This is a genomic window from Pseudomonas sp. KBS0707, from assembly GCF_005937945.2.
In the GTDB taxonomy this organism is placed as follows: Bacteria; Pseudomonadota; Gammaproteobacteria; order Pseudomonadales; family Pseudomonadaceae; genus Aquipseudomonas; species Aquipseudomonas amygdali.
In genome coordinates, this window is the sequence record NZ_CP041754.1 from 1,219,245 (window position 1) to 1,232,804 (window position 13,560).

10 protein-coding genes are annotated in these 13,560 nt (G+C 59.1%); all 10 read right to left on the minus strand.

The features are described from left to right. Positions 1-29: 29 nt before the first annotated feature. Positions 30-1,481: a mannose-1-phosphate guanylyltransferase/mannose-6-phosphate isomerase gene (locus tag FFH21_RS05740; RefSeq protein ID WP_011167899.1), complete on the minus strand. Its 1,452-nt coding sequence runs from the start codon at positions 1,479-1,481 to the stop codon at positions 30-32. A 118-nt stretch (positions 1,482-1,599) separates the two neighbouring features. Then, positions 1,600-2,268, minus strand: a complete 669-nt coding sequence (locus tag FFH21_RS05745) for an alginate O-acetyltransferase AlgF (RefSeq protein ID WP_011167900.1) — start codon at positions 2,266-2,268, stop codon at positions 1,600-1,602. 12 nt (positions 2,269-2,280) lie between these two features. Then, on the minus strand, positions 2,281-3,456 hold the full coding sequence (locus FFH21_RS05750) for an alginate O-acetyltransferase (RefSeq protein WP_011167901.1): 1,176 nt from the start codon (positions 3,454-3,456) through the stop codon (positions 2,281-2,283). 10 nt (positions 3,457-3,466) lie between these two features. Then, positions 3,467-5,023 carry an MBOAT family protein gene (locus FFH21_RS05755; RefSeq protein WP_005746022.1) on the minus strand — a complete coding sequence of 519 codons (1,557 nt, stop codon included), beginning with the start codon at positions 5,021-5,023 and terminating at the stop codon, positions 3,467-3,469. Positions 5,024-5,212: 189 nt separating this feature from the next. After that, the gene (locus tag FFH21_RS05760) at positions 5,213-6,355 is read right to left on the minus strand and encodes a mannuronate-specific alginate lyase (RefSeq protein ID WP_004658320.1); all 1,143 of its coding nucleotides are present in this window, start codon (positions 6,353-6,355) and stop codon (positions 5,213-5,215) included. An 8-nt stretch (positions 6,356-6,363) separates the two neighbouring features. Then, the gene (locus FFH21_RS05765) at positions 6,364-7,803 is read right to left on the minus strand and encodes an alginate biosynthesis protein AlgX (RefSeq protein WP_004663967.1); all 1,440 of its coding nucleotides are present in this window, start codon (positions 7,801-7,803) and stop codon (positions 6,364-6,366) included. A gap of 14 nt (positions 7,804-7,817) precedes the next feature. Next, the gene (gene algG / locus FFH21_RS05770; protein WP_004658318.1) at positions 7,818-9,428 is read right to left on the minus strand and encodes a mannuronan 5-epimerase AlgG; all 1,611 of its coding nucleotides are present in this window, start codon (positions 9,426-9,428) and stop codon (positions 7,818-7,820) included. Positions 9,429-9,454: 26 nt separating this feature from the next. Continuing rightward, positions 9,455-10,936, minus strand: a complete 1,482-nt coding sequence (locus tag FFH21_RS05775; protein WP_004658317.1) for an alginate export family protein — start codon at positions 10,934-10,936, stop codon at positions 9,455-9,457. Further along, a complete protein-coding gene (gene algK, locus FFH21_RS05780) occupies positions 10,933-12,345 on the minus strand; it encodes an alginate biosynthesis TPR repeat lipoprotein AlgK (protein ID WP_004663968.1) in 1,413 nt (470 codons plus the stop codon). Before algK ends, FFH21_RS05775 begins: the two co-directional genes overlap by 4 nt. Before the next feature lie 2 nt (positions 12,346-12,347). Then, positions 12,348-13,520 carry an alginate biosynthesis protein Alg44 gene (locus FFH21_RS05785; protein WP_011167902.1) on the minus strand — a complete coding sequence of 391 codons (1,173 nt, stop codon included), beginning with the start codon at positions 13,518-13,520 and terminating at the stop codon, positions 12,348-12,350. Between the last annotated feature and the right edge of the window lie 40 nt (positions 13,521-13,560).

Below are 13,560 nucleotides of genomic sequence, written 5' to 3' on the forward strand. Positions count from 1 at the left end.
AGGCTATGTAACGTGCAGCTAAAACCCTATCAGCGAGCGATAGTTTGCGTCTTCACACCCGCTTCCAGCGCGTTTGAACGACCATAGATATCTTCGAAACGCTCGATATCGTCTTCGCCCAGGTAGCTGCCCGATTGCACTTCGATGATTTCCAACGGGATCTTGCCTGGGTTGCGCAGGCGATGCACCGAGGCGATCGGGATGTAGGTGGACTGGTTCTCGGTGAGCAGGAACACGTTTTCGTCACAGGTGACCTGCGCAGTACCGGATACCACGATCCAGTGTTCGGCGCGGTGGTGGTGCATCTGCAGCGACAGGCAGGCACCCGGCTTGACGGAGATGCGCTTGACCTGGAATCGACCGCCCATGTCTACCGAATCGTAGGAGCCCCACGGACGGTACACTTCGAGGTGGTTCTGGGTCTCGGTGCGGCCCTGTTCGTTGAGGGTGGCGACCATCTGCTTGACGCCCTGGACCTTGTCCTTGTGGGCAATCATCATCGCGTCCTTGGTTTCGACGACCACGATGTTGTCCAGACCGATCACGGATACCAGTTTGCCGTTGCCGTGGATCATGCAGTTGCGGCTGTCCTGGATGACAACGTCGCCCTTGGTGACGTTGCCGTTGACGTCCTTGGCGTTGACTTCCCACAGCGACGACCAGCAGCCGACATCGCTCCAGCCAGCCGACAGCGGCACAACACAGGCGCGCTGGGTTTTTTCCATGACCGCGTAGTCGATGGAGTTGTCCGGGCAGCAAGCGAAGGTGGAAGCGTCGATTTCCAGCGCATCGCCGTCCTGCACGCTGCGCTCAAGGGTCAGCAGGCAGGTGTCGTAGATGTCTGGATCGTGCTTTTTCAGCTCTTCCAGGAAGCGGCTGGCGCGGAACAGGAACATGCCGCTGTTCCAGTAGTAACCACCGGCTTCGACGAATTCCCTGGCGCGTTTTTCGTCAGGTTTTTCGACGAATTGCGATACGCGGCTGACGCCTTCGGGCAGCAGAGCATCGGCGGTGGACTTGATGTAGCCATAGCCGGTTTCAGGCTTGTTGGCCGGTACGCCGAACAGCACCATTTCGCCGCGTTCTGCGGCTACGGTTGCCAGTGCCAGTGCGCGCTGCAGGGCTTTCTGGTCTTCGATGACGTGGTCGGCTGGCAGCACCAGCATCAGGCCGTCGTTGCCTTCGTTGACCAGCTTCATGGCGGTCAGGGCAACAGCTGGCGCCGTGTTGCGGCCGAACGGTTCCATGAGGATCGCCTGGGTTTCCAGGTTCAGCGCAGCCAGTTGCTCGTTGACGATGAAACGGTGGTCCTTGTTGCAGACCACGATAGGCTCCTGCATGCCTTCGAACACCAGACGCTCCAGGGTTTGCTGGAACAGGGTGTGCTCGCCGGTCAGTGCCAGGAACTGTTTAGGGAATTGTTTACGCGAAAGCGGCCAGAGTCGTGAACCACTACCGCCTGACAAGATAACTGGAATCATTTTGTTTCTCCAAAAGCATTCAATTAGGGCCGTACGAGGTGTCTGTCGTTTCTGTCTTGTTCTTGTTCCGCGCGGGTCGGTTCAGCGCTGATGCCCTGAACCGACCTGCATAATCCGTTTAGCGGGTTGCGACCGGTGGCTTGACCCACACTGGCGAGAGGCTGCTGCCACTGCCGGTGATGTAGAGCACAGCGGCTTCGCCACGCTCCAGTGCCACAGGTTTCACATCGGTGACTTTCTTGTCGCCGTCGTACAGCGCCAGGCTGACTTTGACCGGGTTGATCTCACGCTCGCCGGTGCCTTTGGCCGCTACAGCGTTGACCACTTCGGTCTTGCCGTCGGCGGTTTTCAGAGTCAGGGACTTGTCGCTGAGGTTCTGAACGCGAACCAGGGATTTCTGCTTGTTCTTGAACGGCGGCTCTTCAACCAGCTGCGGTTTGCCGCTGGCGTTGTTGACGATGGTGTAGTAGTGATCACTCGCCAGTTTCACCGGCAGGCTCTGGCTGCCCAGCTTGGCGGTGTAGTCGCCCTGTGGCATGAAGCTGAACGCAGTGCTACCCAGTGGCGCCACTTCGTTGAGGTTGGTGTTGCCAACGGTGGCGCTGATTTCGGCGTTGCTGGCGTTGTAGACACGCACGAAGGTCGAGCCTTTTGGTGCGGTCGGGCCGTACAGGGCGGAGTCACCGGCGAAAGCTTGCAGGGACATCAGGCCCAGACCTGCGGCCATTGCGCAGGTTTTGAAAATGCGTTTTGCGGCCGAACGGTTGGCAGTAGTGTTAAAAGTCATGAGTCAGTCCTCTCAGTTTTGCGCCCGGTTGGGCGACTCGGATTGTTTGGCGTTGAGCGCCACGTTTTCTTGGGTGTCACGCGATTTCTTCAGCTCGGCGATCCACTTCGGATCGAACTCGCCAAGATCGTTGTGTGCCGGCAGGTAGCGCTCTGGGAACTCCCAGATGACCACTTGCGGCGGGGTGTTCTTGAAAGCATCGGTCTGCAGGTACTTGAGCATCGGCAGGATCGGGCCATGGCCGTCTTCGGCGTAGTTGACGACATCGCTGCGCAGCGCTTCTTTCAAGGCACCGACGAAGTTCCAGTTAGGGTTGGCGCTGTAGCTGGTGCCCACCAGACCCACCGGGATGTCGCTGTCTGCGAACAGTGCGTCACCGCCTGCCGCTTCGCCTGCTACCGGATCGGTACTGCGTTTCTGCAACTCGTCCGGCTTGGGCAGCATGTTGCTGAACAGCGGATCGAGCGGCAGGAATGTAGTCAGGTCACCTTTGTAGGCTTCGGTTCCCTTGGCTTGTGTGACGAACTGCTCAGGTTCACCTTCCAGTGGCGTTTTCTGGGCAATCGCGGCGCTCAGTTGCTGCGCGGCGACTTCGGCACCCATTGGCGTCCAGTGGGTGTCGGTGCGCAGGAAAACCTGGCCCTGTTGCTTGGCAGCTTGCAGCGGTGCCAGCAGGTCCGGGGCAAAGATCCCGGCCTTGGCGACCTGAGCGTGGAACTGCTGATACAGGTCGGTGTGCAGGCTGGCAGGCTTGCTGTCACCGATATGCTCCGGGTACAGACGGGTCTTCGCCGGAACGATCGCCAAGACCAGTTTGGTGCCCTGTTTTTCCAGCGCGTCACGCACACCCTGAATGATTGCCAGGTTGTCGGCTTCGTTCTGCTCGCCGTTGGCAACCGCGTCGAACTCTTCGTCGGTGTACAACCACTGGTCTTTGCCAAGCACAACACCCGGACGACCTTCGTTGAACAGTTTGAAGTCCAGCGCTGCCCAGAGGTTGGTGCCCAGGCGCTTGATCGGGAACTCATCGTCGTAATGAGTTTCCGCCGCCTTGGTCCACTTGCCGTTGAGCACGGTGGTCTCGGCCGAGGTCGAGAAGGTGCTGAAACTGCGCAGCGACCAGATGCCCAGGGCCAACAAAATGGCCAGGAAGATGGCGATATAGAGGATTCGTAATGAACGGGTCATGTCAGGCTCCTCAGAACTGGAAGTAAAGGAACGGCGAGAAGCTTTGCGCCGAGAGTTTGAGAATCGAAGCCACGAACAGCAGCAGGATCAGTGCACGCATGGCGTAACGTGGCCAGTCGGCAACCCAGTACGCGGGCTGCACCTGGGCTTCGCTGCCCACGGTGTAGCCCGGCAGGTGCAGACTGCCGGGAGCATCGCCGGGAACGGCCTTGATGGTGCCCGGTTGTGCGGTCGCAGGACCGTCAGCCTTGGCGCTCTTGCCGGTGTCTTTTTCGCGGTTCTGGTAGAAGTCGCGCAGACCGAAGAACGCCAGCGTCAGATAAGCCACCACCAGTGTCGCAACTTGCAGACCGGTCAGGCTGGCGCGGTTGAGTTCCGACAGCTGCCACTCGCCGAAGCTGAACATGGCGCTGTACATACGACCGGCGACATGCAGGTTTTCGGCGCGGAAGATGACCCAGCCTATGACCACCAGCAAGAAGGTCAGTGCCCAGCGAATCGGGTTGAAGCTGTAAGGCTTGGTGTTGATGCCGACCGCCTTCTCGATGGCCAGCCACATGCCGTGCCAGGCACCCCAGATGATGTAGGTGACGTTGGCACCGTGCCACAAACCGCCCAGCAGCATGGTCAGGAACAGGTTGCGATAAGTCGCGAACTTGCCGCCACGGTTGCCGCCCAGGGTGATGTACAGGTAGTCACGCAGCCAGGTGGACAGGCTGATGTGCCAGCGACGCCAGAACTCGGTGATCGACTGGCTGATGTAGGGCTGTTTGAAGTTTTCCATGAAGCGGAAACCCATCATCAGACCCAGACCGATGGCCATGTCGCTGTAACCGGAGAAGTCGAAGTACAGCTGCGCGGTGTAGGCCAGGGCGCCCAGCCAGGCATCGCCGGTGGTCGGGTTTTGCAGGGCGAAGCAGTGGTCGGCGACCACCGCCAGGGTGTCGGCGATGAACACTTTCTTGATGAAGCCCTGCATGAAGCGCGTTGCACCTTCAGAGAACTTGTCCAGCGTGTGAGTGCGGTTGTTGAACTGGTCGGCCAGGTCGCGGAAACGCAGCACGGGGCCGGCGATCAAGTGCGGGAAGATCGCGACGAATGCAGCGAAGTCGATCAGGTTGCGCGTGGCCGGGGTGTCGCCGCGGTAAACGTCGATGATGTAGCTGATGGACTCGAAGACATAGAACGAGATACCGATCGGCAACAGCACGTGTGTCAGGATGAACGGTTCAAGACCCATCGAGGTCATGGCTGCGTTGATGCTGTCCACACCGAAGTTGGCGTATTTGAAGTAGCCCAGAATACACAGGTCCACGATTACGCCGAGCAGCAGCCAGCGCTGTGCCGGTTTGGTCCGCACGCCTGCTGCGCCTACCTTTAGACCGATCCAGTAGTTCCAGACGGTCACGCCGATGAACAACGCCAGAAAGTCCACACGCCACCAGGCGTAGAAGATATAGCTGGCAATCAGCAACAGCAGATTGCGATAGCGTTGCCCGCTCAGGTAGTACAAGCCGAGGAAGATCGGCATGAACAGGAACAGGAACACGTTGGATGAGAAAACCATCCTTATCTCTCCGTTTGTCCAACATTCAAGGGCTCAAAGCCCCCCCAACTCCCCGTTGAAATTGGGGGGTAAACACGTCGCTTTACGGCTTGTCGGTGAAGCAGCTCAGGCGAGGTCCGGTCTCATGGATGCATCGCCTGGGCGTGGGGCTTCGCGGACAAGTCCGCTCCTACAAATAACAACAGTGAATCAGGAGCCGTCGTTGTCGCCCTCGCCCTTGTCGCCTTTCTCGTGCGTCGGGTCGTAGACCTTGGTCAGGTCACCGCCCAGGCGGAAAGTCTTGAACGGCTGCTTTTCGTGTTTCTCTTCCAGCACATCCGGGCTGCAGGGGTAGAGCGAGCAGTACGGTTCGAGCCAAGCGAATTTCGGATCTTTCTTCAAGTCCGTCATGTCCTGTTTCTCGCCGTTGTGTTCAGCGAAAATCGAAGGGTCTTTGACGCCGGCCAGCACACGGTCACCCAGACGCTTCAAGGCACCATTGTTTTCCGGACGCAGATCGACACCGTTGGCCTGGGCGAAACTGGCGATCATCGCGAGCGGCGGCAGGGCGTAGTTGTGATACGACAGCGCGCGTTGACGACGCTTCATCTCGTTAGGCAGGAAACCGTCCTTGTCCACCTGATTGGCGGCGACCTTGTATTCCTTCACAGCCCAGTCGAACAGGTCCTGTCGATTGGTGGCGACGGCGGTTGCCATCACTGACCAGGCGGCCCAGTACGAGTGGTTGTTGATTTTTTCCAGCGGCAGGTTGCTCCAGTCGCTGACCACCTGGTCGGCCAGCTTGCTGAACCATGCTTCGATGATCTTGGCGTCCTGCTGACGATTGGCCAGCGGATGCGACTCGGAGAACTTCAGACGCAGGTAGGCGGAGGACATGCTGCCCAGTGCCCATTTGCGCATGGACTTGCCGGTGTGGTTGAACTCGCGAGATTCCAGCGCATCGGCCTTGGCCCAGGTAGTCATCATGTTCAGCGCGCAATCGAGCTGTTCCGGACGACCGTCGCGCATGTACTGCATCACGACTTTGCTGACGCCGCGCTCAAGGTCGGTGATGTCCTTGGTCGCATCGCGAAAGGCTTCTTCCGACACGGCGTTGAGGGTCGCACGTGCCTTGTCCGAACCTTCGTACTTGCTGCGGAAAACCAGCTTGTCGGTGTACGGCTTTGGAATGGCTTCACAGCTGAAATTGTGATCGCCAGTCTTCATTTTTTCGATCGGGGCGTCATAGCCCTTGGGTGGAACCAGTGCGGCGGACGCACCCGTAGCCCAAGCCATCGATGACAGAATTGCCATCGACAGCAGGGTAGGGCGTATCAGTTTAGGAGTCTGCATAAGTCACCTCATAGTCCGGCTTGAGCGGTGTGTGTCGCAGCGCTCGGGAACACGTTGCGTTTGCATACTTTGGCTTCGACTTTCTGTGGTGCCGTGCCTGCTTCCGGTCCCTGGATCTCCAGCGCCAGCAATTGCTGGTTAGCCCAGTCCTCGTCTTCACGCAGTTCGAACGCGAAGCGTCCGTCAGTATCGGACGTTTCCGGTTTTTCGATTTTCAGATCTTCGTGACGCCCGTTCATGTACCAGAGCCTGGCTTGAAGGACTTTCACCGAAGTATCGTCAAACTTGATATCGATCTGATTGCTGCCGTTGCGGATATCCTTGATGCCATTCTTGCCATTGACCAACACTTCGTTGGTGCCCGGCTTGAGGGTGGTGCTGGCGCTCATTACCGCAGGCTTGCCTTCGCAGCCGTTGTCCAGCAGCGCCATCATCTGGCGATAGATGGTTTCCTGATCCAGGCGATACAGCGGCGAGAATTCCCAGATAAGAATTTTCGGCGGACGCTTCTGGAAGTCTTCACTGCCCAGGTACTGCAGCATCGAACCTTCCAGACCACCACCAGGGAACGCTACGTTCAACACGTCGGCACCCATGTATTCCTGCAGGAAACCAGCGAAGTTGTAGTTCTTGCCGCTGTGACTGGTGCCGACCAGCGTGATCTCCGGGTTGCCGGAATCGCCGAACAGGTCACCGTCGCCCGCCTCACCCTTGGGTTCGGTGGTGAACTGATCCATGTACTGGATCGCGTAGCTGGTGCCGCACAATTGACCCGCCATATTGTGCAAAGTGCCCGTTTTGCCCATGCGTCCGGAAATATGGCTTTCGAACTCACGCTTGGGGATGTCGCTGTAACCCGGAACCTTCTTCACGGTTTCAGCGACAATCTTCGCCGTGCGTTGTGCGCCATAAGGCGTCCAGTGCTGGTCACCGCGGAAGTAGAAGTCATGCGCCTGCTGCTCGTTGGTCAACGGCGACAGGTCCGGGACCCAGTAACCCATCTTGCTGAAGCGGCCGAGCATGGCCTGATAGTTTTTCAGCGCCTTGTCGTAGTCGAACTTATCGCGCTCGGCTGGAAACAGCTTGTTGCGATCTACCAGACCACGGGTCGGTTGATAGACCACTACCAGTTCAACGCCTTTGCTTTTGAACGCATCGTGCAGTTCTTTCATGCGGCGGTAGCCGGCAGGCGTGGTGTCGAATTCGGTGCGCAGGTCTTCCTGAGTCCGGAACAGCCAGTCGCCCTGAGCCTGGACCAGTGTGGTGAAGTTCTGCTGATAACGCGTGGTGTAGTTTTTCGCGTCATGCGCGGCCGGGCACAGAGAGCAGCAAGGCTCGGCCTTGAACGTCGGCGCTTGTGAGTCATCCGCCCGAGCGACACCAGCGGCGGCCATCAAGGCGGCGGTGAGGCTGGACAGGCTCAACAGCTTGATCAGATGTGCGTGCATAACAATACCCTTCCTCATTCCCGCAGCTCGGTCTGGCTTTCGACGGGGTCGATCAATACGGCTTTTTTCTGGCGTACAAGCAGGTCGAGGATCTCGTCCTGGCGCTCACCGAGGATGCCGTTGAGGCTGATACCGACTTCTTTGGTGGGCATCAGCATCGAGACGCGATATAGCTCGACACTTAATGGCGAGTCGATGGACAGCGGGCCGGAGCCATTGCTGGACAGTTCGCCGCCGACCATGATCAGCGATACCTGAGCGTCGAACGGGTCGAGCTCAATGTCGCGGTCGGTGTCGCTCAAGTCCTTGATGTGGCCGTAAACGCCCATCAGACCGTTGCCCATGGCGACGTTCTCGTACAGCTTGATATTCACGCTGTTACGCACGCGGATACCGTGGCGGCGGTTGGCGATCACGCGATTGCCCCACAGCAGGTTGTTGCCGCTTTCGTACAGGGTGATGCCGTCAGTGTGGTTCTGGTAAATCTCGTTGTAGGCGACGATGTTGCCGACGCTGTTACGGTCCAGAACCACGCCGGACAATTTGTTGTTGTGGCTCTTGTTGCGGAAGATGAAGCTGTTGTCGACTTCCCGGGAAATGATGATCCCGTGCTTCTTCTTGGTCCCGTAAACATCGTTTTCGGCGATGATCAGCCCGTGCGAGCGGTCGTGCGGGTCAATGCCGTAAATGATGTTGTCGCGGTAGGTGTTGCCTTTGACCACGAAGTCGCGGGTTTCATAGCAGTAGAAGCCGTACCACATGTCCGAGAACTCTGAATCGATGATCCAGCCTGTCGGTTCGGCACGCTTGAGAATCTTCGCGGTGTTGGGCGTGTACTGGGAAATACTGATGCCGTAGGACTTGCTCTGGTCGTAACCCATGCTCGCCATTTTGGTATTGGCGATCCAGGTTTCCGAGCCACCCCAGGTCAACAGAAACGGACGAAACTCGTCAGGCTTGCGATAGGTCGCCAGGCTGTTGCGGGTTTCACTCCAGGCGTTGACCTGAGTGTGTGTGATCAGCATCTTGCCTTCGCTGACGATGAACGAACCTTTTTCCTGAGACAGACGCAATTCCTTGGTCTTGCTGTCGATCTCGAAGATCCCGGTCTCCTTGATCAGAATCGGCAGGCGCGCCACATAGACACCCGGCGACACTTCATTGAGGAACTGCTTGGGGACCTTTTTGGCCAGGTCCTGCAGGTTCACGTAGCCGTCGGAAATCATGATGGCCTGCGGGATGCCGCGCTGACGGTTGACCCATTCGGCCATCTTGTTGTCACCGCCGATGAATTCCTTCAGGCCGGTTTCTTCCATCATCCGCGAGACAGTGACCTTGCCCGGCTTGTTGCGCACGATCTTTTTCAAGGCGGCTTCTGCGGTATAGCCCTTGAGGTCGGGCAACACCGGCTTGGACATTTCCAAGGGCTCGGTCGGCGGGCTGGTGATGGTGTAGGTCTTGGCCTGGTGCAACTCCTTGACCACCGCCTTCTGTGCATCGGTTACGACAGGGGCGTTAGCCAGCGCCACACCGCTGGCCATCAGCAGAGCGCTGGTCAGCAGTGCGCTTTCGAGCAGGGCATGCGGCCAGCTTCGGCTACGCCCATTGCTTGTATGACTGTTCATCTCTGGCACTCCTTTGGCGGTTCGCATCAAAAGCGCCAGATGACGTCGACAACTGCGCGGTGCATGTATTCATCCACGCCGTTGTGATACGCATCGCCGGGCTTGAAGACACCTGCACGCAAGCGCACCAGTGCCGAAGGTTCGTCGAACGACTGGCTGAGCGAGGCGGGCAGCAAGCCTTGTTTGAAGTACTTGGTCACGACCAGGTCCATTTCCTGACCCAGGTCCTTGCGCCCGTCTTCCAGCGGCAGTGAACTGAATGTGTTGCTGTTGCCGTTTTCACGCACGGCATTGATACCCGAACCGCCGATACCAGTGTTGCCGTCCACACGACGGAACTTGTGGTAGATCAGCGACGCGTCGTATTCCTCGTTCATCTGCCAGGAGGCGAACAGCGAGCCGCTTTCCACGTTGGCCATTTCGCCCTGGAACGCTTCGCCGAAACGATGAATGCGCGAACGCGTGCCGGTCCAGTTCGAGCGGTTGCTCTCCAGACCGTTCTGGACGTAATCCTTGCTGGCGCGCGAGTAAGCCGCACCGACTTGCCATTGCGGGTCAAGACGCAGACGCAGACCCAGGTCAGTGGCCCAGCCATTCATGTCGCGGTCGTTTTTCTCGCCGGCGATGAACTGGTCGTTGCCTGCGGAAGTCACGCCGATTTCGTCGCGTGTACCGTTCAGCCAGGTCAGGCTGCCCCAGTAATTGAGCGGGGTGGTGTTGCGATAGTTGTAGGCATCGCTGTCGGCTTGCAGACCCAGCCAGGTCAGGTTGCCATTGGACGTCTTGTCCAGATCATCCAGTTGCTCGCCCTGAGACTTGAGCTTGCCGTCGTCATGACTGTAATGAGCGCGCACGCCTGCCCAATGGCCGGGGGTCCACTGGTAGCTGGCGGAACCGAACAGGTGCTTGCGGTCTTCGTCGTCGGGTGCCAGTTCGGTCAGGTCGGTGCGGTATTCGCTGAAGCGCTGGGCGGCACCCAGTTCGGCACGCAGCAAGGTGGTATCGAAGTTCCAGTTGATGGCCTCGATATTGGTGTCATGCCACTGACCATCGTCGTTGCGCAGACGCTGACGACCCACTTTGAGGATTTCGCCGGGGTAGGGCGTGAAGCCACTGTAGCCGATCCAGAATTCACGCAGCGCAGCATAGGACTTGTCGACTTCGCGTTCGCTGGCAGTGCCACGGGAGGTTTGCGTGCCGCTGCCGTCGCTGTTGCTCTGCTCCAGCGGGTCGGTCTGAATGGTGTCGGTGGCGGTGACCACCTGACCCATGGCATAACCGCTCCAGTTGCCGCGCTCACCATAGACCCAAGGGCGCAGGTCCAGGCCCACACCGTTGACGTCGCCGCCCGAACGGGTGCCCAGATCGCGATCATCCTCGGCCTGTGCCGTGGCTTTCACTTCGATACCGAAATTCTGTTCTTCGGTCAGCGCTGCCAGCGTCGGGCAGGCCCACAACAGGGTGAAGCCAAGGCCCATGCCAGCAGCCATCAGGGGATTCAACTTCATAATGCTTCCTCACCGTCTTTTTCTTCTTGCAGGGCCTGCATCGCCATCGCGTTCTGAGTAGCGGTAGCGCCCCGGACTTTTTGCTCGCGTGCCAACAGGTCTTTGGCGGTGGCGAGTTTTTCAGGCGGCAGTTGTGTATTGAGGGCCTCGGCAAGCTCGGTCGCTTGCGGGGTCTGACTGGCCAGCGCCAGTTGCGCGAACACCCAGGCGTTGACCGGGTCGGGCATCGTGCCCTTGCCCTGCGAGAACAGTTGCGCGAGGGCGAAATCTGCGCTGTTCTGGCCTCCACGGGCTGCGGTCAGCAACTCGTCCACGGCTTTTTGCGAGTAGACCTGACCGAGGTAGCCACGGCGGTAGATCTGACCCAGGTAGTAATGGGCGGAAATCTCCGTTGCTGTGGCTTTCTTCAGGTGCTCCTCGGCCTTGAAGGCATCGGGCGTGACCCATTTGCCTTCGTAGTACAGGCGTCCAAGCAGCAGCTCGGCGCGAGGCTGATCGGCCGCGCGGCCGTTGTTCAGGTATTCCATCATCTTGTTGACGTCGCCCAGTTCGGGGAAGTCGTAAAGCAGTTTGGCCAGCGTGACCCACGAGACCGGGTAGCCAGGCGCAACGCTTTCCAGCAATTGCTGAGCGGTCTTTTCGTCTGGCGTACCGATGGTGGAGTCACCCAGTACGCGCGCGACGCTGTCCACTCGTTGGGCATTGACGCGGCCAGCGGCGTAGTCGCTCTTGAGCTTTTCGATCAAGGCAGTGCGCTGCTCGGCCTGGCCGCGTGTCTGGTAGACAGTAGCCAGCTCGACGTAGCAGATATCCGTGGCTGACAGTGCCTGTTTGCAGATGCTCTCGACCTCATCGAGGTGTTGAGCATAAGTGCCTTGCGTGCGATACAGCAGCACCTGAGCCAGACCTGCCTCCGGATAACCGGCAGCGCGCCACTCACTGATCTTCTGTTGCGCATTCACTTCAGGGAAGGTGTGCGGGTATTGCAGATACAACATCGCCAGCGGGATCAGGGTGCCGGATTCGCCATTGGCGAAGGCCTTTTTCAGCAGGCCTTCGGCTTCGCGATGTTCGGCTTCGGTAGCGTCGGGCTTGGCCGCCAGCAGACGGCCCAGGCGCGACTGCGCCCGAGGGGAGGTCTGCGCGGCAGCGCGGTAGGTAGCCTCGGCCTGCTTGAGCTGAGCCGGGTCGCGAGTCGCGACCTGAATATCAGCAAGGCCGACTTGCGCGTCGCTGTAGCCCAGGTCCGCCAGCTGCCGATAGTTCTGCTCCGCCAATGCAGTGTCGCCGTTTTTCAGGGCTTCATTGGCAAGGCGTTGATCAGGCAGGCCGGCACAGCCGCTCAGGCCGAGCGCGACGGCGAGGCTCAGTAGCGTGGGGGTCGACAGGCGTCGTAGTGGGCTGTTCATGGTTACAGACCCGCAGCCATTGCTTTATCGATCAGCCAGTTCACGGACGGGCCGCGATCGCTGACCACTTCGACAGGGCGACCGGCAAGCGAGCTGCTCAGGCTTTCGTCAGGCTTGATCTGCACGCGGATGTCAGTGGACAGGTCGGCGTCGCTGAGGTTGGTGCTGCTGACGATCTGACCAGTGCGCAGTTTGTCTTCGCCAGCGATCTGGAAGCTGACACGTGTGCCTGGCTTGACGTCGTTGAACTGGCGATAGGTGAAGCGAGCTTCAACAGTGGCCGGCGCGTTGCGTGGCACCAGTTGGAAGATCACCTGACCCTTGGACGCGAACTGACCGTCGGCAACCAGTTGGCGAGCCACGACGCAATCGCACGGGCTAGTCATTGTGCCGCTCATCTGCTTGCCATACAGCTCTTCGATCTTGGCGGGCTGCAGGTCTTCACCGGTCAGGCTGCCTTTGAGCATTTCCAGCATGCTGGTGTTGAAGGTTGCCAGTGGCGCGCCTTTGGCGGCTTCGCCATTCTGGGCGACCAGGCTTTGTACGGTACCTTCACGTGGCATGGTCACGTCCATGCTTGGAATGGTGACCAGACCGGCCGACGCATGGCTGACGAAGTACAGGCCGTAGATTGTCTTGAAGATGAAGCCGAAAGCGGCCAGACCGACAATGAACACGCCCAGGCTGAAGGTCAAGGCGCGCAGGCGACCCATGGCGCTCATGCCGCTGTCCTTGCCCTTGACCTTGCGTGCCTTGGTGAAGTTGTCGCGCTGCAGCGTGGCCAGCACTTCGCCCAGGGTGACGACTTCGCCGGACAGGTGCGAGGTGATCAGGTGGCGCAGGGTAGCGATGTCCTGAGGTTCCAGATTCTGGAACTGGCAACCGATGCGGTTGCTGGCGTTGTCGATCGAGCGCACCTGCAGATCGACGTCCATGGCCAGGCCAAGGTTGTCGATGATGAATTGCAGGCGTCCCTTGACGATCTGCCCTTCGCTGAATTTCTGCCCGGACGGAGCAACGAAGCTCAGGCCACCGGCCGACAGGTCTTCGATACGTACCAGTGGCGCGTTGGGCTGATCATTCAGCAGGCGCAGCTTGGCAGGGATCTTGATCCGCGCGTGTTGGCGCTGGGCTTCGGATTCATGTACGACGTTCGCATTCACGGCTGTATTCATGGCTAATTTTCCTACTTAAGCGATTAATCCGTTGGCCCGG